Source organism: Cohnella cholangitidis, assembly GCF_014107495.1.
Classification (GTDB): domain Bacteria; phylum Bacillota; class Bacilli; order Paenibacillales; family Paenibacillaceae; genus Cohnella; species Cohnella cholangitidis.
This window is the reverse complement of the sequence record NZ_CP041969.1, coordinates 6,230,512-6,249,757: the sequence shown is the minus strand read 5'-3', so window position 1 is coordinate 6,249,757 and position 19,246 is coordinate 6,230,512. Positions and strand designations below refer to the sequence as shown.

The 19,246-nt window shown below is 49.3% G+C and carries 23 protein-coding genes and 2 pseudogenes; 8 read left to right on the top strand and 17 right to left on the bottom strand.

What is annotated here, in order from left to right; all coding sequences use genetic code 11:
* Nucleotides 1–5: 5 nt before the first annotated feature.
* The 3 genes and pseudogenes from FPL14_RS30225 to hisC form a co-directional block, all read right to left on the bottom strand.
* On the bottom strand, nt 6–536 hold the full coding sequence (locus FPL14_RS30225; protein WP_229264029.1) for a YfiT family bacillithiol transferase: 531 nt from the start codon (nt 534–536) through the stop codon (nt 6–8).
* 42 nt (nt 537–578) lie between these two features.
* Nucleotides 579–1,061 (bottom strand): annotated as a pseudogene (locus FPL14_RS30220) (GrpB family protein); the annotation flags it as partial.
* Between the two features lie 75 nt (nt 1,062–1,136).
* Nucleotides 1,137–2,201 carry a histidinol-phosphate transaminase gene (hisC, locus tag FPL14_RS28700; protein ID WP_182300967.1) on the bottom strand — a complete coding sequence of 355 codons (1,065 nt, stop codon included), beginning with the start codon at nt 2,199–2,201 and terminating at the stop codon, nt 1,137–1,139.
* Nucleotides 2,202–2,352: 151 nt separating this feature from the next.
* Here hisC and FPL14_RS28695 point away from each other — a divergent pair, with 151 nt between their 5' ends.
* The 3 genes from FPL14_RS28695 (at nt 2,353) to FPL14_RS28690 (ending at nt 5,103) form a co-directional block, all read left to right on the top strand.
* Nucleotides 2,353–3,108 carry a DUF2087 domain-containing protein gene (locus FPL14_RS28695; RefSeq protein ID WP_220471195.1) on the top strand — a complete coding sequence of 252 codons (756 nt, stop codon included), beginning with the start codon at nt 2,353–2,355 and terminating at the stop codon, nt 3,106–3,108.
* 13 nt (nt 3,109–3,121) lie between these two features.
* A complete protein-coding gene (locus tag FPL14_RS29680; protein ID WP_220471194.1) occupies nt 3,122–3,472 on the top strand; it encodes a GIY-YIG nuclease family protein in 351 nt (116 codons plus the stop codon).
* Nucleotides 3,473–3,546: 74 nt separating this feature from the next.
* On the top strand, nt 3,547–5,103 hold the full coding sequence (locus FPL14_RS28690; RefSeq protein ID WP_182300966.1) for an ABC-F family ATP-binding cassette domain-containing protein: 1,557 nt from the start codon (nt 3,547–3,549) through the stop codon (nt 5,101–5,103).
* 96 nt (nt 5,104–5,199) lie between these two features.
* Here FPL14_RS28690 and FPL14_RS28685 read toward each other — a convergent pair whose 3' ends face one another.
* The 4 genes from FPL14_RS28685 to FPL14_RS28670 all read right to left on the bottom strand — a co-directional run bounded on the left by FPL14_RS28685 (nt 5,200) and on the right by FPL14_RS28670 (nt 8,363).
* A complete protein-coding gene (locus tag FPL14_RS28685) occupies nt 5,200–5,700 on the bottom strand; it encodes a GNAT family N-acetyltransferase (protein WP_182300965.1) in 501 nt (166 codons plus the stop codon).
* Nucleotides 5,701–5,734: 34 nt separating this feature from the next.
* Nucleotides 5,735–6,355 carry a LysE family translocator gene (locus FPL14_RS28680; protein ID WP_182300963.1) on the bottom strand — a complete coding sequence of 207 codons (621 nt, stop codon included), beginning with the start codon at nt 6,353–6,355 and terminating at the stop codon, nt 5,735–5,737.
* 51 nt (nt 6,356–6,406) lie between these two features.
* Nucleotides 6,407–7,318, bottom strand: a complete 912-nt coding sequence (locus FPL14_RS28675) for a helix-turn-helix transcriptional regulator (protein WP_182300962.1) — start codon at nt 7,316–7,318, stop codon at nt 6,407–6,409.
* 124 nt (nt 7,319–7,442) lie between these two features.
* Nucleotides 7,443–8,363, bottom strand: a complete 921-nt coding sequence (locus FPL14_RS28670) for an NADP-dependent oxidoreductase (RefSeq protein ID WP_182300960.1) — start codon at nt 8,361–8,363, stop codon at nt 7,443–7,445.
* A 130-nt stretch (nt 8,364–8,493) separates the two neighbouring features.
* Between FPL14_RS28670 and FPL14_RS30905 the strand changes: the two are divergent.
* Both FPL14_RS30905 and FPL14_RS28660 read left to right on the top strand, forming a co-directional pair.
* A pseudogene (locus FPL14_RS30905) lies at nt 8,494–8,688 on the top strand (hypothetical protein); the annotation flags it as partial.
* A gap of 242 nt (nt 8,689–8,930) precedes the next feature.
* Entirely contained in the window at nt 8,931–9,143 is a 213-nt protein-coding gene (locus FPL14_RS28660; protein WP_182304231.1) for a hypothetical protein, read from the top strand.
* Here FPL14_RS28660 and FPL14_RS28655 read toward each other — a convergent pair.
* Both FPL14_RS28655 and wrbA read right to left on the bottom strand, forming a co-directional pair.
* Nucleotides 9,124–9,987 carry an ornithine carbamoyltransferase gene (locus FPL14_RS28655; RefSeq protein ID WP_182300958.1) on the bottom strand — a complete coding sequence of 288 codons (864 nt, stop codon included), beginning with the start codon at nt 9,985–9,987 and terminating at the stop codon, nt 9,124–9,126. The two genes, FPL14_RS28660 and FPL14_RS28655, sit on opposite strands and share 20 nt — an antisense overlap.
* A gap of 188 nt (nt 9,988–10,175) precedes the next feature.
* Nucleotides 10,176–10,787 carry an NAD(P)H:quinone oxidoreductase gene (gene wrbA / locus FPL14_RS28650; protein ID WP_182300956.1) on the bottom strand — a complete coding sequence of 204 codons (612 nt, stop codon included), beginning with the start codon at nt 10,785–10,787 and terminating at the stop codon, nt 10,176–10,178.
* Between the two features lie 193 nt (nt 10,788–10,980).
* Here wrbA and FPL14_RS28645 point away from each other — a divergent pair, with 193 nt between their 5' ends.
* Complete coding sequence (locus FPL14_RS28645) at nt 10,981–11,877, top strand: LysR family transcriptional regulator (RefSeq protein ID WP_182300954.1); 897 nt, start codon at nt 10,981–10,983, stop codon at nt 11,875–11,877.
* Nucleotides 11,878–11,888: 11 nt separating this feature from the next.
* On the opposite strand, the gene FPL14_RS28640 is transcribed toward FPL14_RS28645, so the two are convergent.
* The 6 genes from FPL14_RS28640 to FPL14_RS28615 form a co-directional block, all read right to left on the bottom strand.
* Nucleotides 11,889–12,623, bottom strand: a complete 735-nt coding sequence (locus FPL14_RS28640) for a peptide arginase family protein (RefSeq protein ID WP_182300952.1) — start codon at nt 12,621–12,623, stop codon at nt 11,889–11,891.
* Between the two features lie 48 nt (nt 12,624–12,671).
* Nucleotides 12,672–13,358, bottom strand: a complete 687-nt coding sequence (locus tag FPL14_RS28635; RefSeq protein WP_229263707.1) for an HAD family hydrolase — start codon at nt 13,356–13,358, stop codon at nt 12,672–12,674.
* Complete coding sequence (locus tag FPL14_RS28630) at nt 13,331–13,714, bottom strand: MmcQ/YjbR family DNA-binding protein (protein ID WP_229263706.1); 384 nt, start codon at nt 13,712–13,714, stop codon at nt 13,331–13,333. The genes FPL14_RS28635 and FPL14_RS28630 overlap by 28 nt, the downstream gene beginning before the upstream one ends.
* A gap of 32 nt (nt 13,715–13,746) precedes the next feature.
* Nucleotides 13,747–14,055 (bottom strand): LysE family transporter, encoded by a 309-nt coding sequence (locus FPL14_RS28625; protein WP_229264028.1) that lies wholly within the window; start codon nt 14,053–14,055, stop codon nt 13,747–13,749.
* Nucleotides 14,056–14,121: 66 nt separating this feature from the next.
* Nucleotides 14,122–14,694 (bottom strand): hypothetical protein, encoded by a 573-nt coding sequence (locus FPL14_RS28620; RefSeq protein WP_182300949.1) that lies wholly within the window; start codon nt 14,692–14,694, stop codon nt 14,122–14,124.
* 35 nt (nt 14,695–14,729) lie between these two features.
* Entirely contained in the window at nt 14,730–15,638 is a 909-nt protein-coding gene (locus FPL14_RS28615; protein ID WP_182300947.1) for an aldo/keto reductase, read from the bottom strand.
* A gap of 133 nt (nt 15,639–15,771) precedes the next feature.
* Between FPL14_RS28615 and cdaS the strand changes: the two genes are divergently transcribed.
* Complete coding sequence (gene cdaS, locus FPL14_RS28610) at nt 15,772–16,389, top strand: sporulation-specific diadenylate cyclase CdaS (protein ID WP_182300945.1); 618 nt, start codon at nt 15,772–15,774, stop codon at nt 16,387–16,389.
* A gap of 139 nt (nt 16,390–16,528) precedes the next feature.
* Nucleotides 16,529–17,743, top strand: a complete 1,215-nt coding sequence (locus FPL14_RS28605) for an MFS transporter (RefSeq protein ID WP_182300943.1) — start codon at nt 16,529–16,531, stop codon at nt 17,741–17,743.
* A gap of 8 nt (nt 17,744–17,751) precedes the next feature.
* Here the strand turns inward: FPL14_RS28605 and FPL14_RS28600 are convergent, their stop codons facing one another.
* Both FPL14_RS28600 and FPL14_RS28595 read right to left on the bottom strand, forming a co-directional pair.
* Nucleotides 17,752–18,342 (bottom strand): YqaA family protein, encoded by a 591-nt coding sequence (locus FPL14_RS28600; RefSeq protein ID WP_182300941.1) that lies wholly within the window; start codon nt 18,340–18,342, stop codon nt 17,752–17,754.
* 83 nt (nt 18,343–18,425) lie between these two features.
* Nucleotides 18,426–19,187 carry an SDR family NAD(P)-dependent oxidoreductase gene (locus FPL14_RS28595; protein ID WP_182300939.1) on the bottom strand — a complete coding sequence of 254 codons (762 nt, stop codon included), beginning with the start codon at nt 19,185–19,187 and terminating at the stop codon, nt 18,426–18,428.
* Between the last annotated feature and the right edge of the window lie 59 nt (nt 19,188–19,246).

Genomic DNA, 19,246 nt, shown 5'->3' with positions numbered 1-19,246 from the left:
GGATCTTACCAGCCCATACGCCGGCGAAGCGAGGTAATGTGAGCGACATGATGGCGACCGTGCCAAGCATAAGTTCCCAATACATGGTCCAGACGGAATACTTGCTTCGATTCCGGGTGATAGAACGTTCTTGAGAAATCTTCGTCCGTCAAGGAACGCAGCAGAATCACCCATCTTTCATGCAACGCCGCGATTAGCGCAATCGACGTCTCTACCGGCGCCTGAACGGTGTCCGCGAGCTGAGCCCATCGTTCTTCGTAATAGGGTTTAATCGCGGGCTGATCTTCCGTTAATGCCAATTTGAATCGGGTAAAGCTATTGAGGTGGCTATCCGCAAGATGATGAACGACTTGCCTGACCGTCCAGCCATCCGGACGATACGGCGTATCTAATTGCGCTCCGTTAAGCCCCTCGATCGCTGCAGCCAGCTTGATCGGCAAGTTAGCCATTTCGTCGATCCAGTCCAATCTCTGCCGTGCGCTAACTTCGCCTTCCGCATTGAATCGGCCGATCGGAAATCTTAAATCTTGATTCATCGATTTGGTCACCTTGACTTTCCGTTCTAGAAGTATCTTCTCAATGAAATCGGCTTTCGCTTCGGAATACGCTTCCCGGTCGCGCCGATATCGTTCGGCAAGTTCAACCTTAAGCTGACCGTAAGCCATCGCCCAGTCTCTTCGATCGAGCAACGCGTCCCTGAACGCCAATTGTTCCGCGTATCGGGGCTCCCCGATTAAGAAAAGATGGAGATGTGCGACTCTTCTTTCCTTATCCGTTTTAACCCAGAATCTTCGATAAGGTCGCAAATCCAATTCGGGCGGCACATTGTTCCAACCTTCAGACGATAAGGCTTCCGAGATTTCATGCAAGCGGTCGAACGTAGTCGCTTGAGCCATGATGTCGATAATCGGTTTGGCGGGAAGGCCAGGGATCGCGGTGCTGCCGATATGCTCGAAATCGCAAACCCCGAACGATAACAACCTTGCTTCCAAGCTTTCGATCAAGCTCTCCCCTGCTGCCAACCAGCGCGGATTCGCATCCGCAAGCCATACTTCCTCCATGGCCCATTTGGACCAACGGTCCGAAGAGTCAGACATTCAGCCATCCCCTTTGCGTACGGTTGTTAGGTGCCCGTGTTAACTTGGTTGTACGATCTCGGTCAGCGCGGAGACTAGCGCGTCCATCTCTTCATCGGTTCCGATGCTGACCCGCAAGTATTCGTTTATTCTAGGTTTATTGAAATATCGAACCAGAATGCCTCTTCGTTTTAACGTACTGAAAATTTCCGAAGCCGGTAAACGTTCATGCGAGATAAAGACGAAATTGGCTTTCGACTCGATGACGCGGAATCCAAGCCGCTTCAACTCTTCGCTCGTCCGCTCTCTCGTAGCGATCACTTTCCGGTTCGTTTCCTCGAAATAAGATTGATCCTTGATAGCGGCAACCGCTCCTGCCAATGCCAATCGATCGAGCGTATACGAATTAAAGGAATTTTTGACGCGATTCAATCCTTCGATGAGATCAGGGTGTCCGAACGCCATCCCTACTCTCAACCCGGCAAGCGAACGCGATTTGGATAAAGTCTGTACGACTAGCAGATTCGGGTATTCTTTAACCCACGACACGACCGACTCCCCGCCGAAGTCGATGTACGCTTCATCTACGATGACGACTTGATCCGGATTGGCATCCAATATGATTTTGAGCTGATCGACCACCATAAACCGCGCCGTCGGCGCATTCGGATTAGGAATGATGATCCCGCCGTTCGGCACGCAGAAACGCTCCGCATCGATATTGAATTCATCGTCCGTCGGGATCGTCTCGTAGTTCAAACCGTAGAGATCGGCATATACGGGATAGAACGTGTATGTGATGTCCGGGAATAAAATCGTTTTGCTCGCGGAGAAGAAAGCTTGAAAGGCAAACGCCAGTATTTCGTCCGAACCGTTGCCGACGAACGCTTGCTCCTTGGATAACCGATAATAACCGGCCAGTGCTTCCCTCAGTTGATCGCAATTAGGATCGGGATACAACCTAAGATCGGCATTCGTCGCGTTTCTTATCGCCTCTAACACCTTGGGTGACGGAGGATAAGGATTTTCGTTCGTATTCAGCTTAATGTATTGTTGATCCTTCGGTTGTTCCCCGGGGACGTACGGTACCAGGGATGCCGTTAACTCATTCCAATATTTACTCAAAGGTTGATCCTCCTGCCTCGTTAAACTCTCCCATGATTATACAACCCTATTGTTCCGAGGTCTACCGAAGACCAGCCGCTCGGTTGACTACTTATAGACGATATTATATATTGTCTATATAAATTAAACATTGCAAGGATGTGTTTGTGAAATGACAGTTTCCGAATCTTTCTGGAACTCTTCTCTTGAGGAGTTGAAACAGGGTTACATCCAAGAAGGCGACCATTACCTATGTTTGTTATGCGGCAAGAAGACGGAGATCGGAATCATCTATCCTGAAGACGGGGTTTATTATGATGCTAAGAAATACATGCGTAAGCATATAGAAGGATCGCACGAATCGGTATTCGACTATTTGATAAGCCTGGATAAGAAGCTGACCGGATTAACGGAGCATCAGAACGGTTTACTTAAATTGTTCCATCAAGGGAAAAGCGATAGCGAAATCCAAAAAGCAACGGGCATCGGGAGCGCCTCTACGATCCGCAACCACCGCTTCGTGCTGAAGGAAAAGGAGCGGCAATCCAAAGTGTTCCTCGTGTTAATGGAGCTGCTCAAAGAAAAGGACCAGCATGCGCCGACGATCGTTAACATGCACAAAACGGCCACAATGGTCGACGATCGGTACAACGTTACTTTAGACGAGGCCGAGAAAGCGCTCAAGAAGTATTTTCCGGAAGGAACCGACGGCCCTCTGCTCAAGTTCGATATTAAGGAAAAGCATAAGTTAATCGTGCTGCGCGAGCTTGTAAAGCGATTCCAAGGCGATCGCGATTATACGGAGAAAGAAGTAAACGAAATCCTTAAGGACGTTTACGATGATTTCGCGGTATTGCGCCGATATCTGATCGAATACGGATTCATGGATCGCGAGCCGGACGGCAGCCGCTATTGGATTAAAGAATAGGAGTGGAAAATCAATGAGAAACAAAGCAGACAGAGCGAAACTGATCGAACAATATAAAGATATTCCGATCGAAGCCGGCGTATATCAGATCAGGAACACCGTTAACGGCAAGCTGCTCGTCGACAAAACGCATAACCTTAAATCGTTAAACGGAAGAAGCATGTCGCTTAACTTAGGTACGGACAAAAACAAATCGCTTCAGAAGGAATGGAAAGAGTTCGGCGCGGATGCTTTCGTCATGGAAGTGTTGGAAGTTCTTAAGCCGAACGACAATCCCTTCGTCGACCCGAGAGACGAACTCAAGAAATTGGCCGAGCAATGGATCGACAAGCTTCAACCGTTCGGAGATCGCGGATACCATTGAGTTTTATCTCTTTTGCACATTATAATGAAAGATAGTGTGCGAAAAATGATGAACAGAGAAAAAGGTGTCTACTCATGAGTATTCTAACGGTTAAAAATTTAACGCACGGTTTCGGCGACCGCGCGATTTTCAATGACGTGAGCTTTCGTCTTCTCAAAGGCGAACACGTTGGATTGATCGGAGCCAACGGCGAAGGTAAATCCACGTTCATGAACATTATTACGGGAAGTCTAGAGCCGGATGCCGGCAAAGTCGAATGGGCGAAAAAAGTTCGCGTCGGCTACTTGGATCAACATTCGGTTTTGCAGAAGGGAATGACGATTCGCGACGTTCTGCGCGGCGCTTTCCGTTACCTGATGGATCTCGAGACGGAAATGAACGAAATGTACGACAAGATGGGCTCCGCTACTCCGGAGGAATTAGAAGTTCTGCTAGAGGAAGTCGGCACGATTCAAGATACGCTGACGAGCAACGACTTCTACTTGATCGACGCGAAAGTCGAGGAAATCGCCCGCGGACTCGGGCTTGGCGACATCGGATTGGATCGCGACGTGCACGATCTGAGCGGCGGCCAACGCACGAAAGTTCTCTTAGCTAAGCTCTTGCTGGAGAAACCGGACATTCTGCTGCTCGATGAGCCGACCAACTACTTGGACGAACAGCATATCGAGTGGTTGAAACGGTATTTGCAAGAGTACGAGAATGCGTTCATTCTCGTCTCTCACGATATCCCTTTCTTGAACAGCGTCATTAATCTCATCTATCATATGGGCAATCAAGAGTTGAATCGCTACGTCGGCGATTACGATAACTTCATGCAGCAACACGAGGCAAAGAAACAACAGCTCGAATCCGCGTACAAACGCCAGCAGCAAGAAATCGAGGAACTCAAGGACTTCGTAGCCCGCAACAAAGCGCGCGTCTCTACGCGCAATATGGCGATGTCCCGCCAGAAGAAGCTCGACAACATGGACGTGATCGAGCTCGCAAGGGAGAAACCGAAACCGGAATTCCGCTTTAAAGAAGCCCGCACTTCCGGACGCTTGATCTTCGAAGCTAAAGACTTGGTTATCGGTTACGAAGAACCGTTGTGCCGGAATATCGATCTGCTTATGGAACGAGGACAGAAAATTGCGATCGTAGGCGCTAACGGTATCGGTAAAACAACGCTGCTACGTAGTCTACTTGGTCAGATCCCTCCCCTGTCCGGTTCCGTTAAGCAAGGAGATAACCTGTTCATCGGTTACTTCGAGCAAGAGATCAAAGGCGGCGCGGACGAAACCTGTATCGAAGCGGTTTGGAAGAACTTCCCTTCGATGTCCCAATTCGAAGTCAGGGCAGCGCTCGCGAAATGCGGCTTGACGACCAAGCATATCGAGAGCAAAGTGTCCGTTCTTAGCGGTGGCGAGAAAGCCAAAGTTCGCTTATGCAATCTGATCAATAAAGAAACGAACCTGCTCGTGCTGGATGAGCCGACCAACCATCTGGACGTAGACGCTAAGGACGAACTGAAGCGCGCGCTTCAAGCTTACAAAGGAAGTATCCTTCTCATCAGCCATGAACCCGAATTTTATCGCGACGTCGCTACTGAAATATGGAATTGCGAGTCGTGGACGACTAAAGTATTTTAAGACGATTAAGGGACTGCTCTTCAAGCGATCGGCTTGCGGTGCAGTCCCTTTTTGCATTGTCTTTATCCGGCACATCCAATTATAATCCGATCTCGCTTACACCTTTATCCCCATCATTACCAGGTCTCGCTCTACGCCGTCAAGAATGGCGACTCCGGGAAGCAAGCCCCACTGTTCGAAACCGAACTTCTTAAGCAACGCCAAGCTCGGATCGTTATGACCGAAGACTAAGGCTACGACGTTGCGAATATGTAGCCTTGGACATTGTTCGAGCGCTTTCTGTAGAAATAGGCTTCCAACGCCTTGCGAACGGCTCTTGGGAGAAATATAGATGCTGATCTCGGCAGTCGCATCGTAAGCCGCCCGGCTATGAAAATCGGATAAGCTTAACCAAGCGATAATTTCGCCCTCAGCTTTCATTACCCACAACGGCCTGCGATGCTCGTTATGCTCGTTAAACCACTTTATCCGGCTCTCGACCGTAACCGGCTCCAGATCGGCGGTAACTTTTCGGCTTGCGATCGTCGTATTATAGATGTCTACGATTATATCCAGCTCTTCCCTCGTTGCGTGAACGATCTCATACGGTTGCTGCATGAATAATGCCCCCTGTTGACTTGCGCTCTCGATCTCATGGTCTTAACAGCTGATATCCAAAATCATAAAGGCTGAGCAATCCAAACCCGGCAAGAATAAGCGCCGACCCGTAGTTAATCCATTTCAGCGCGGACAGCGTGATCATTTTTTTCGCCATTCCGACGATCTGACATAACAGTATCCACCAAATGGCGGAACCCATAAACACGCCCAACACTAACCATAAAGACGTTTCCGACTTTTCGGACACGTTTAATCCCGAGAAAATAGCTCCAAAAGAAAGTATCGTTAACGGATTCGTCAGTGTGAGAAATAAAGTCGTGCCATATGTTTTCAAGTAGCCCTGACCGGAGTGTTGCAATTTCTCTTGCACGGATAGCGGCGCTCTTGCCGTCGTATAGGCAAGATACAGCAGGAAAGCGGCGCCGACCATATTCAGCCATAACGCTTGGTCCTTAAGGAATTGGGCAACGACCGACAAACCAAGCGCGGCAATCAGACCATATCCGGCATCGGCCGTCGCGGCTCCCATCCCGGAGATGAATCCATGCATCCTGCCTTGATTCAAGGTCTTGCGTATGCATAACAATCCAATCGGCCCAACCGGCGCCGCGATCGATATTCCGATAATTAAGCCTTTTACGAGTGCCGACATGAGACGAGTACCCTCCGATTGTCTGCTTTACTAACTATCGCAACTTCCAACTCAACCGTATCGCTTTATCATTTTTTCCAAACTTGACTTTAACTCCTGTCTTAGCTCTTGGGGCTGTAAGATTTCCGCGGTATCCCCAAAGCTCATCATGATACGGAGAAGCCACTTCGCGTTGGAGACGTCGTTGAGCTTAAGTTTGATCGTCAACGATCCGTCGGCATTAAAGCTTCTTTCCCCGTCATAGAAGAAATCCAGCGCTCTAGCCAAGGAATCGCTAGAGAACCAGAGCAACACATCGACGCTTTCCGTCTCTGCTCTCCACTCATAGGTCGATCTTTGGCGCGTGACCTCGTGATTCCGTTCGTATCTCTCGGGCAGAGCGAGCAAATGAGCGATACGGGACAGTTTGAACTCCCGATAATCCGAGCGTGTTCGGCAATAGGCGTACAAATACCAGGTATCGTTATTGTAATGAAGACTGATCGGCTCGACGGCACGGTTCGCCCGTTCGTTCTTGCCGTTGATGTATTCGAATTGTACGACTTGCTGCGAGGTTATCGCGTTTCTCAAAATTCGCAGTGAACTTTTGTAGTCTCGCCGTCCGCCGATATCCATAGACATGTTAGGAGGACGATCCTCGCTCTGGATCGATTGCAGCTTGCGTACGGTTTCCATTGCCCGTTCGTCGTCGAACACCGTCGATAAGCTATGAAGGATGGTGATAAGCGACCCGACATCGTAGGATCCCAATAAGCTTTTATCCATTTTATACTCTTCGATGATTCCATAACCGCCGTTCACGCCTTGATAGGAGACGACCGGTATTCCCGCCGCGCAAATTGCGTCAATGTCCCTATAGATCGTTCGCTGGGATACATCGTACTTCTCCGCAAGCGCCGAAGCCGAAATGACCTCGTTGTTCAGCAGCATATAGATCATCGAAATTAATCTTTCCAGCTTCATTTTCCGCCTCCTGGCACGCAACTCCTTTTTCCTATCGTAACATCATATCAAAAAACTTTCGCAGTCGCATCCAAAGTTTAGCAAGAACAAACGCCGCTGCCCCAACAAGGAGCAACGGCGTTTGTTAAATACGAATGACAAGCTTCCCTTGCGTTCGGCGGCTCTCGCTTCGTTCATGCGCTTTACGGATATCCTCTATGGCGAATACTTCTTCTATCGACGCGCGAAGATTACCGTTCTCGATCAGGCGGGTTAGTTCATTTAGATGTTCCGACGTCATCCGGGGAAGCTGGACCTCGTGAAGCTCAATAGCTTTACGTTCCAATTTATCCGATGCATATTCTCCCCAGGTGATCGGCACTAAAGATCCTCCATGACGCAGTACCTCGATCAAACGATGACCGTTCTCTCCGCCTATCGTATCCAGAACGAGATCGACTTTATTTTCCGCTAGTCCGAAGGAATTCAACGAATAATCGATATACTCGTCCGCTCCCAATGATCGCACGAAAGACTCCTTGCCCGAAGAAGCTACTCCAATCACAGTAGCCCCACCGGATTTGGCCAGTTGCACGGCAAAGTGTCCTACTCCGCCTGCGGCTCCGTTTATGAGCACGGTCTGATCTTGCTCCAAATTTCCTTGCTCGAATAACGCATGCCAAGCCGTGAACGCGGACATCGGGACCGCGGCCGCCTGAATATGGTCTATCGACGGCGGTTTGCGGGCGATCTGGTTAACGGGGACAACGGCATATTCCGCGCACCCGCCGCTGTTAGCGGTCATTCCGAACACTTCATCTCCTACTCGGAAGGTCGTTACCGCAAGGCCGACTTGTTCTACGACACCGGATACGTCCCATCCGGGGACATAAGGCAACGGAAACGCGTCTCCCGCAAGGCCCGACCGTATTTGCCAATCTCCCGGATTCACTCCGCACGCATGCACTTTCACCAATACCTCATGATCCGCTATTGACGGAATCGCCACTTCCTCCACGTTCAATACGTCCGCCGACCCGTGAGTATGGTAACGGGCGGCCTTCATTTTCGTTGGCTTACGTGTAATCGTACCCCTCACCCCTTATTTTACGATAACGCGTTAACGATCCGATGTTGTACGTAACGGGATCATTGATTACAATCGTATTAAATAAAACAATTCCGATCAATAAACAATGAGTTATAATTTTCGGTTAACCGACAAACTATGCCAAATGTTGAATAAGGAGCGAAAGCACATGAGAGTCGATAGCCAAATAACCGATAGACGTTATCGAAGATCTAATCGGCTGCTTAAGGAAGCTTTTCTCGAGCTCATGAGGGAAAAAGGCTTTACGTCTATGACGATACAAGATATTACGGACAGAGCCGATGTTAACCGCGGAACTTTCTACGCGCATTTTCCGGATAAATACGCGTTGCTGGAGCAATCGATCAGAGACAAGTTCATGAGGCTGTTGAATCAAGAACTCCCCGACTCTGCCAGTTGGAATCAAAAGCATTTACGCATTCTCGTTCAAGCCGTTCTTGAGCACTTCAAGGAAATGCATGGCCGGTGTTATCCGGTCGATACCGTTAATCCTTTATTCGAACATGCCGTTCAGGAGGAATTGTGCGCGCTACTTACGCATTGGATGCGAAAAGCGAAAAGAACCGCCGGCGAATGGCCGGTGCCCGTCGAGACGATCGCTTTGATGACGAGTTGGGGAATTTTCGGCGCGCGGCGGATTGGAACAGAGGAAAAACCGGGACGTCGATCGAGGAAATGGCGGAACGAATCGTGTCCGTTATTATGGAGAGTGCCTTTAAACCAGCGCTTGATTAGCTTGCTCGCAGCAATAGATCATAACCGCTTGTTGAATGTAAAGCAAGTCGCGCTTGAACGAATGCCCGACGAAATAGTCGGACTCGATCGCGTCTTCGCTCACTTCCTCGTTTCTGTAAAATGGCGGACACGGGTTCAACAAAGCCGCCTGCTTCGCGCTTTGCATTCTCTCTAGCGTAATTTGATAGCGATCGTAATACTCTTTAGTTCTTAAGGAGTCTGGCAAACTGTCCGTCAACACCACGTCGCTGCTTGCTAAAATCGGTTCAAGCTCTGTATGGAAATGGTAGTTACGGCTATCCGGACTTAATCGTTGGCCTTGTACGCATACATGGTTGAATTTCAGGTCCATTACTTTTGCGATTTCCATCCAAGAACGCGAGATATTCCCTGCATGACCTACGAACGTATACGCCAAACTCCGAAAATCCTCTCTTAAGGTGCTTATCGTATACAGATCGGTCATGATCTCGCAAGGATGATTAGTCGAAGTCATCGCGTTAATAATCGGAATGGCCGAATACCTAGCTAGCTCTTGTACGATACGGTAATCCGAATGCCTCACGATAACGCCGTCTGCCCAGTTCTGAATATACCGGATGACGTCTTCCAATGCTTCTCTCTTGTTTAAGGTTTCAGGAGGAAACAATACGCCGCGGCCTCCCAGATCATGAATTCCTTTCTCGAATGTCAGTCTCGTACGAATGCTGGAATCGGGGAAAAACAAAACGAACGTTTTACCTCTTAGCCTTGCTTCATCCGGTTTACTCTTAAGCTGGTCGGCTATTGCGTAAATGTCCAGAAGCTGGTTTTCCGATAGGTGTTCGATGCTCGTCAAGTGCATAGCGATTTCGTCCTTTCTTGCATGTTGTCTAACTGCATTATAATACATCTAAATGTATATAAATACAGTCTTATCAAAAATAAAGCCTTGTATCCAAGGGCTCGGTTATCTTTCCCGACGTAGCGATAAGACGACAAAAACCCCGCCGAAGCGAGGTTCAATCCCTATTCCTATGCTATTGGTTTAGTTTATGCCTGTTGACCTTTGTTTAGTTGATCCGCGATATCGACGATTCGCTTCGTTTGAACTTTAACCGCTTCAAGCACGACCGGATCAAACCGCCCTTGCTGATCTACCGTCGCGCTCGTTCCGTAAGGATTACCGCCCGTCTTGAACAATATAGGATCCGTATAACCCGGTGCAACAACGATAGCCCCCCAATGATAGAACGTCGTATACAACGATAGGATCGTTGCTTCTTGTCCTCCATGCGCGTTCTGCGCCGAAGTATACGCGGACACGACTTTATTCGTCAGCTTTCCTTGGGCCCACAAACCTCCGGTCGAGTCGAGAAAATGCCGAAGCTGAGAGGCCCCCCCGCCGAATCTCGTTGGCGTACCGAATAAAATCGCATCCGCCCAATCCAGGTCGCCAAGCGTCGCCACAGGCACATTTATAGTAGCCTCGTGATGAGCTTTCCAAGCCGGATTAGAATCGAGAGCGCCAGACGGAGCCGTCTCCGCTACCCGAACGAGACGGACTTCCGCCCCTTGCGCCGCCGCGGCTTCTTGCGCGGCCAAAGCCAACGCATAGTTTGTTCCCGTTGAACTGTAATAAACGATTGCTAATTTGATAGCCATATTGTTTCCTCCCGGTACCAATTTGGATTATGATTTATCCACCCAAAGTATACCGAGCCTCCTCCTCGCATATCCAATACGAATTGCGTTATCTGATTGATCACCCTGAAACTATGAATGCTTGTTAAACGAAGGCAAGTTACCAAATTCGTACAATATGGTAGAATACGACTAAGAAAGCGGGTGGTATTACTTGGATTTCTTGCAGTTATCCTATTTCCAGCATGTCGCACGGCTTGAACATATGACGAAAGCGGCCGACGAGCTGAAAATTTCGCAGCCGTCTCTTAGCCAATCCATCGCTCGGCTCGAGGATGAGCTTGGCTTCCCCTTATTCGAACGCAGCGGCAGAAACATTCGGTTGAACGAATCGGGGAAAGTATTCCTCGGTCGGGTGAACAAAGCTTTCTCCGAGCTTAAGGAGGGGAAACGCGAGGCCGCACGAAAAGCGGGAATCGTCAAACAATCGATCTCTCTAGGAATGATCCATCTCGAAGAGATGCCGGATTTCCTCGGAGCTTATATGTCGCAAACGGCCAATACTCAAGTTAAGCTTCAATATGGATGCAACAAATCGATGACCAACCAATTAGAGCGCGGAGAACTCGATCTATTCGTCTGTTCCCCTCTCGTTCAACATGCGGGTTTGCAATCGGTGGCGCTTCATGAAGAAGAAATCTATTTGGCAGTGCCGCCGAATCATCGATTGTCAGGCGCATCTCAAATACGGTTAGAGGAAGTGTCTAATGACCCCTTCATCGGACTGCAAGAAGGCTCCGGCCTGCGGGAAGCGTCCGACGAGTTTTGCCGAATCGCGGGATTCAAGCCGGATATCGCTCTCGAGATCGCCGATCCGTCCCGTTTGCAAACGTTAGTCCAAGCAGGCATAGGCGTGGCGCTTATTCCGGAGACTTTGGTAAAGCAATTAGACGGAGTTAAAGCTTGCGGAATCGTTAAAATCACGGAGCCAATCTGCAAAAGGACAATCGGTTTAACGTGGGAGAAAGAAACGGAGCTTCCGGAAAACGTACAATTATTCAAAGAGTACCTACTCGACTATTTCGCCAGTACTAAGGCTGCTATCGAGTAATGAAATCGAACCTACCATTTCTCGGCTTCAGCCAGATCCAATTCGAAACATTCCAAAAACAAACGATACAATCGTTCGCAATTGCTTATCCCCCCGCAGAAGGCGGGCGACAAGGCTACCGTAATCAGCTCATACGGATATAGGGCTCTCAGGAATCGAAGTTGTTCCCTGATGAGCTCTTCCGGTAAGAGCGTACGATCCTCCGGATCGCTCATATTCGCTTTAAATACGTCCAGATCCAAATCGAGAATAACCGAGCTAGGGAAATCTAAAAATGGCAAACCTTCCGGGTTCGTTTCTACATGATCTTGAAGTTGCCGAATCGACTCGAATCTGGATCCCGCGTATTCTCTTTCCGCTAACAGTTGCTTAATCGGCTTTAACTGCTCCCCTTCCAGGTTCCAATCGGAGAGGTCGAACGGATCGGACGCATCCAATTCCTTCGGACATACATAGACGATCCGATCAATCATATGGGCAGCGAATCCGGCCCATATGAAATTGTCGATCTCCAGCCTTCCGGCCACTTCCATGAAATCCGATCGTTCTTTCATTTCATGCAAGCCCGGAACGATGACGCCGTCCCACGTATCGTCCAGATGGGCATCGACATGAAGCAAGGTCGTTCGCGGACCGATGATACCTTCCTTCTTAGCCATCGCCCAGGCAGCGAAAGCCCATTGGTGGTTTCTGGAAACGTAAACCTTTCGCTTCGGAAAATAAACCCTGTAGTCGAGCTCGAACATTGTTGACCCCCCTCGCCCGGATTTAAAGCCTGCCCCTATCGATCCATCTTAAGCCCCTAGCTTAATCTCCCGAATGGAAGTAACGATTCGATCCGCTGCGGATAAATCCTGATTGCCGGAGTTTTCGTTTACGAACCCGATACATTGCATCCCTGCTGCTTTCGCCGCTTTAATCCCGTTTCTGGAATCCTCGATGACGACGCATCGCTCCGGAGCAACCCCAAGCAGCCGAGCAGCTTCGTAGTAGACATCCGGCGCAGGCTTGCCTTTAGCCACTTCTTCTCCGCTTACGACGGCTTGAAAATATCGTTCGATTTGAAATTTCGATAAAACTTCCATAATAAAACGTCTAGGCGAAGAAGAAGCAAGACCGATCGGGATGTTGCGGCGATTCAATTCATGAAGCAGCTGCGCGATTCCGTCTATCGGAGTTAAGCTGCTCGCCCTTAATTTGCTGATTTTATTAGCAAGCTGAACCTCAATAATTTCCTCCACGGTGTCCGGTAAAGGATATTCTTGCTTAAGAATCGCCCACATCTCGGGATTCGTCATCCCTACGAATCTCTCAAGCTGCTCATGCGTAATAGACAATCCGTAATGTTCCATCGTTTGAATATCGACTTCGAAATGGATCGGTTCGCTGTCTATGATGACGCCGTCCATATCGAATATGTATGCTAGAGCCACTTTCATATTCCCTCCGTCTGTTACTTGCGTTTTGGTTTTATTTTGCATAAATAGGCATCCCCGATGATGCTTTCGATTTCGCTCCATGCGGCATCGCGATCTAAACGTAATCCGATCCAGCCCAGATAGGCCACGTATGGCGGTAGAAAATAGAGATCCGGATTTAATTCTATGAGCATAGATCGTACGTCGGCGGTCGAAGCGCACCATAACGCGATTCTCCCGTCGCCGTGGTGATTATCGCGGTATTGCGCGAACATGTTCTTATTTTTGTAATAAAAAGCCGGAGCCCCATGGCTAATCCGCTCGCTCGTCTCCGGAAAAGACAAGCATAAGTTCCTGATTCGGCCGAGCAACTGTTGATGAAAATCCGAATCGGCGCCAAGTCTGCCCATATTTTCCATATATCCGCTCTCCTCTCGTGAAAATTAGAATATCATGCGTTCCTTTTCGCCAATCGGTCCACGACGTCCGCGATGCGTTTCGTTCTCGTCTCGATTTTCTTCGCGTTCAGGATCGCTTCTACGGCTTCACTAATGAACTGCGGCAAGAATGCCAAATAAAAGAGAGCGACCTTTGGATTCAACACGTTCGTGATTAGCCCTTGCCTATATATTTTTCTCAACATTTTGCGATCTAATGATCGTGCTACCTTCATCTCGTTCTGCGTTTTAGAGAGAAGCGTCCTTATACCAAGATAAATGAGATACGCGGCACCCAACCATTTAACGACATTAAACGCCATGGCCGACTTCATTAAGATAACGGACAATCCGAACGCGGCAAACGCGGTATGGATGAAAGCTCCTCTCTAATATTGGATCTGCTCATCCGACTTAACCCTGTACCCGACCGTGATGCTTCTTATGATTCCGTCGGTTCGCTCGGATATTTTCCGCTTGTTGAAATCTTGAAGATAACCATCATTCCATAGTTGTATATAATACAGACCTTTGACGTATACATGATCCGCCCCTTCGGCTCTGAATCCATGGTCGACGAATATGACGCCGGCGGCTTCGAAAGAATCCCCCACTTTGATTCCAAATACGGCGTCGGAAGGGTCGGCCGTCGTCATCTTCTTCACCAATGGGAGAGTATTCAAGGTTTCGGAATATCTTCCGGACAAGCGCAGGTTAGCGTAAATAAAATTCATCTCGCACCCGAAACAGCCTTCTGTCTTGTCCAGACCGAGACCGTGCTGCTTGCTTACCTCTTCGCGGCTCATGAACAAATGGATTCCATCGAACCTTATCCCCGTCATCTTCTGTTTGAATTGATTCGCTTTGCTAATCTGAGTTACTTCATAAGACCCGTATACGATTAGCAGAACCGCTATTACGATGCTAGAAATCGCAAAACTTCTCGTCTTCAAGAAACTCAACCGCTCTCTCCCCTTAGGATGATAAGCAGAACGGATTAAACGACAGGCGAACATCCAACGGAGTCTAACCGGCGTTTCGCTTCCGCGTACACTTCGGTTGACAGCGAGCCTTTTTGCGCATAGCGCACGTTTTCCGCCAAGTGATTCGGATTTATCGTCCCGACGATCGTCGTCGACATCCTTGGATGGCTTAACGTAAACCGCAGCAGGAAACCCGTCCGGCTTTCCCCTTCCTCCAGAAGCTCGTCCAACCCGGCCTTTTCCCAAGTTACCCAACGGTCAGCCAAACCTAACCCGGCCCCGGGTTCGCCTCTTCCGACTCCTCCGCGCACGATCACGCCCGCTCCGCCATCGGCCGCCGCTCGGATAAGATTCTCGTGCTCCCTCTCCAGCGCCGAATAAGGAACTTGAAACGTATCGTAATCTCCTGATTCGATATAAGCAGCGATATGAGGCAAATAAGTCGAGATCCCGATCGAGCGCACTTTGCCCGTCGCTTGAATTTCCTTCAGCACGTCCAAGAGTCGGCCTTCTTCCGTCTGTTGGACGGTCGGACCGTGCAATTGCAGCAAATCGATGTAATCCGTCTTCATCCTGCTTAAGCTCGTATCGATGTTATGTAACAAATTATCTCTTGTCCATACGTGCGGAGTCTCGTCATGATCTCCGTGATCGACTAACGTGCAACCGCACTTCGTCGCCAAAATGTACTCCTCCCTCCGGCGGCTAATGAACTTCCCGATCAGCTCTTCGCTGCGACCGTAGTCGTAAGAAGTATCAATAAAGTTAATTCCGCAATCTAATACGGCATTCAAAATTCGCTCCGACTCGGAATCCGATACCGGTCTTCCGTTCCACACCCGGGGGCCGCGTATTTCCATTGCGCCGAACCCTAACTTGGTCACCTGTAAACCCGTTTTGCCCAAAGTCGTTCTCTCCAACATTGCTCCACGCTCCTCGTCCTTAATCTTTCTTCTGTCATTATACTGGAAAACTCGCCCTCTAATAAGGGCTTGCATACTTAACCGCCAATATCTGCATCCTAAACGGAAGCATGTTCAAGGAGAAGTGAAGCTTATGTCGACAAGCGCGTCCAATTGCGATTTCTCTCCGATGAAGAAACTCATCAAAGAAGATATCGAGCAGATGATCTCCAGTCTTGGAGATCTCATCCATTCGCTGGACGACGAAGGAGATTGCTTGCTCGGAGACTTCGAAAAAATCAAAAAAAACTTCCTGCATATCGAATCGAGCGCGGCCACCTTTTATTTGAACTGTTATCTGTCGCCATACATCGAACGTTACATGGATCTCTCCCTCACGATACAAAGCTTGTCCGACAGAAGACATGGCGCACTTATCGCCGTTGAAAGGTGCGATCCTCTCGACGGACTTCTGCAGCCGGGGATCCCCGTCGGCGCTCCTATTACTCATACTCTTCTTGAGTCTATTTTCTATCCGGGGAGCCCGTTGCATGACGGCGCCGTGCTCATTAGGGCCAATCAAATCGTATCCGCGAAGAATATCCTGCCTCTGACGGATGCCCAAGGAAACGATCGCATTACCGGAACGCGCCATAGAGCCGCGGTTGGATTAACCGAGCGGAGCGATGCGATCGTGCTTGTCGTATCCGAAGAAACGGGCAAAGCCTCCTTCTCCAGCAAGGGGCAGCTCTATCCGGTTATAACCCCATAAGCGATGTTTATAGTGTGCTTCTCCCGCTATTCTTCGCCATGTTTAAAGCGAGCGGCAAAGGACGATACTACAGTCTAGATTCGACAATGTTGACCGGAATAGACGGAAATAAAGTTCCATGAGGGAGGAACATTCAACGATGGAAGCCCGTAAAAAATGGGACCTGATTTCGGTAGCTTCGATTCCCCTGACGATGACTCTCGCCAACTCGATGCTTATTCCGGTTTTGCCGGCTATGCAAAAAGCCCTTAACATTACATCGTTTCAAGCGAGTTTAATTATTACCGCATATGCGGCGGTAGCCATTTTGTTTATTCCTATAGCCGGATATTTGTCGGACCGCTTTAACCGCAAAGCGGTTATTTTGCCCGCTCTCGTTCTCGTTTCGTTAGCCGGTGCCGGCGCGGGGTTCGCGGCGCTATGGCTGGATACTCAAGCGTACTCCTTTATCCTGGCGGCCAGATTGCTTCAAGGGTTAGGCTCGGCAGGATGTTTCCCGGTCGTCCTGCCCTTGGTCGGCGACTTGTTTCAACGGGACGAAGACGTCAGCAGCGGCCTAGGATTAGTGGAAACGGCCAACACCTTCGGTAAAGTGTTAAGCCCGATCCTTGGCGCGTCGCTTGCCGTCTGGGCATGGTATATCCCTTTTTTCGCGATCCCGGTATTCAGCTTGCTTTCGTTTGTTCTCGTTTTGTTCTTAGTTAAAGCCCCGGCCAAATCATCGGATACAGCCTCAAAAATAAAGTTATCGGAATTTGCTAAAAATTTGTTCGCCTTGCTGCGGAAAGAGGGGAAATGGCTGTACGGGATATTCTCGATCGGCGGGATAAGCATGTTTATCGTATTCGGAAGCTTGTTCTACTTGTCGGAAACGTTAGAGGCTCGCGGCTTAAAACCGCTGACTAAAGGATTTATCCTTGCCTTGCCGCTGGCCGGCCTTTGTCTTGTCTCTTATTTGAGCGGACGTTGGATCGGCCGGAACAAGCAAGTGATGAAGTGGACGAGCCTAGCCGGGTTATCGTTATCGTCGGCGGCATTGTATGTCTTAGCGTTCGTACGCTGGACTCCATCGTGGTGGATCGTACTGATTCTTGCTATAGCGTCTGCCGGAATCGGCGCGGCTCTGCCTAGCTTGGATGCACTCATTACGGAAGGAATAGACAAAAAACAACGAGGTACCGTGACCTCGTTGTATAGCAGCATGCGTTTCATCGGGGTAGCCGCGGGACCGCCCGTTAGCGCCTTGCTCATGCGCGGTTCCGCATCCGTCTTGTTCATCGTAATCGCTACCTCAAGCTTGCTTGCTGCTCTCATTAACGTTTTCGCCATACGGCCCGACCGTACGTCTAGATGAACCGACCCTCATTCCGCTTCGATTTCAACGGATTGCTTTCGTTTCTTGCTCAACCTCTTCCTTACCAACAAGAAAACAACGAGAAGAGGCACGGCGATGACGAAGATGTACAAAGAAACGTCGTCCACCATGTTCTCCGCCGCTTTCCCGTAGAAGTAGAACAACAATCCTACCGCGTAAAACTTAACGGCTCTCCCTATTGCCGCATAAGCCAACAGGCGCCACAGCGGAAATTTCATGGCTCCCGACAAAATGGTGAACACTTTAAACGGAATCGGAGTAAACGAACCGATCAGGATCGCCGTTTCTCCGCTCTTTTGGAACATTTTCGTCGCGGAGTCGACCCATGACTTCTTGAGCAGCTTATATAAGACGGAATGGCCGAGCACCTTGCCGATCAAATAGCCGAACGGCGTTCCCAATAAACAAGCTATATAACCGACGGTCGCCAGCCACAAGGCATTGGAAGGATGCAGCAAACTCAAAGGGACTTGCAGGAAAAACGCGGGAATCGGGAAAAACACGGCGTCGGCGAACGAATGAATAAACAAACCCCATATGCCGAAATCAAGTAAATAATCGATGATGTCCTGAAACATGGTTGCATACTCCCATCAAAGCACTCTGTAAAAAAAGACGACCCCCTATACTACGGGAATCATCTCAAAAAGTTACAAAAAGTTTAAATCGAAGGCATGACATTGCCGCCGCTGACCGGAATGTATGCTCCCGTTATGAAGCTTGCTAGGTCGGATGCCAGAAAAGCGACCGCGTTGGCGATCTCCTGATCCGTGCCTCTGCGCTTTAAGGGAACGGTTTGCTCGTAAGATTCGCTGTGTTCCGTCTTGTTGACGCGATCGCGCTCGCTGATCGTCCAACCGGGCGCCACTTGGTTAACCGTGATCTGATGTTCGCCGATTTCCTTGGCCAGCACCCGGTACAGCCCGTCCATTCCGCGTTTGCCTGCGACATAAGCGGATTGGGTCGGAAAGTTCTGCATAACGCACTCGGTATTGATTCCGACGAACCTTCCCCACTTCTGCTGGATCATGGAAGGCGCGAACGCTTTGGCTAAATACACGCTCTGCATGACGCATGAATCGAATTGGCTTTCATAATCTGCCGGCGATTGTTCCAGAATACTCGTCCATTGGTATTGTACGACCGCGTTGGCGACCACGATATCAACGGAACCCAATTGCTCTTCGATCTTCGTTTTCATCGACGTAATCGATTCTAGATTTGTTATGTCTGCTTGAACGATAGCCGCGCGGCTGCCATAAGAATGAATCTCGTCCTGAAGCTCTATCGCTTGGGCTTCATTGCTTCGATAGTGAATCGCGATGTTGGCGCCGCATTTCGCGAGCGTTCTTGCCATGACGCGCCCTAATTGCCCCGTGGCTCCGGTTATCAGCGCCGTTCTATTGGATAAATCGATTTGCATGTTCCCTATCCCCTTTCCCTCATCTCTCTCTATGATAGGCAACTTTTTCCTCAAAAACA

Bases quoted from the DNA above. Each gene is read 5' to 3' on its own strand.
- FPL14_RS30225 (WP_229264029.1), bottom strand. From the start codon at position 536: ATGAATCAAGATTTAAGATTTCCGATCGGCCGATTCAATGCGGAAGGC.
- FPL14_RS28695 (WP_220471195.1), top strand. From the start codon at position 2,353: ATGACAGTTTCCGAATCTTTCTGGAACTCTTCTCTTGAGGAGTTGAAA.
- FPL14_RS29680 (WP_220471194.1), top strand. From the start codon at position 3,122: ATGAGAAACAAAGCAGACAGAGCGAAACTGATCGAACAATATAAAGAT.
- FPL14_RS28690 (WP_182300966.1), top strand. From the start codon at position 3,547: ATGAGTATTCTAACGGTTAAAAATTTAACGCACGGTTTCGGCGACCGC.
- FPL14_RS28685 (WP_182300965.1), bottom strand. From the start codon at position 5,700: ATGCAGCAACCGTATGAGATCGTTCACGCAACGAGGGAAGAGCTGGAT.
- FPL14_RS28680 (WP_182300963.1), bottom strand. From the start codon at position 6,355: ATGTCGGCACTCGTAAAAGGCTTAATTATCGGAATATCGATCGCGGCG.
- FPL14_RS28675 (WP_182300962.1), bottom strand. From the start codon at position 7,318: ATGAAGCTGGAAAGATTAATTTCGATGATCTATATGCTGCTGAACAAC.
- FPL14_RS28670 (WP_182300960.1), bottom strand. From the start codon at position 8,363: ATGAAGGCCGCCCGTTACCATACTCACGGGTCGGCGGACGTATTGAAC.
- FPL14_RS28655 (WP_182300958.1), bottom strand. From the start codon at position 9,987: ATGCACTTGACGAGCATCGAACACCTATCGGAAAACCAGCTTCTGGAC.
- wrbA (WP_182300956.1), bottom strand. From the start codon at position 10,787: ATGGCTATCAAATTAGCAATCGTTTATTACAGTTCAACGGGAACAAAC.
- FPL14_RS28640 (WP_182300952.1), bottom strand. From the start codon at position 12,623: ATGTTCGAGCTCGACTACAGGGTTTATTTTCCGAAGCGAAAGGTTTAC.
- FPL14_RS28635 (WP_229263707.1), bottom strand. From the start codon at position 13,358: ATGCAAAATAAAACCAAAACGCAAGTAACAGACGGAGGGAATATGAAA.
- FPL14_RS28630 (WP_229263706.1), bottom strand. From the start codon at position 13,714: ATGGAAAATATGGGCAGACTTGGCGCCGATTCGGATTTTCATCAACAG.
- FPL14_RS28625 (WP_229264028.1), bottom strand. From the start codon at position 14,055: ATGGCGTTTAATGTCGTTAAATGGTTGGGTGCCGCGTATCTCATTTAT.
- FPL14_RS28615 (WP_182300947.1), bottom strand. From the start codon at position 15,638: ATGTTGGAGAGAACGACTTTGGGCAAAACGGGTTTACAGGTGACCAAG.
- cdaS (WP_182300945.1), top strand. From the start codon at position 15,772: ATGTCGACAAGCGCGTCCAATTGCGATTTCTCTCCGATGAAGAAACTC.
- FPL14_RS28605 (WP_182300943.1), top strand. From the start codon at position 16,529: ATGGAAGCCCGTAAAAAATGGGACCTGATTTCGGTAGCTTCGATTCCC.
- FPL14_RS28600 (WP_182300941.1), bottom strand. From the start codon at position 18,342: ATGTTTCAGGACATCATCGATTATTTACTTGATTTCGGCATATGGGGT.
- FPL14_RS28595 (WP_182300939.1), bottom strand. From the start codon at position 19,187: ATGCAAATCGATTTATCCAATAGAACGGCGCTGATAACCGGAGCCACG.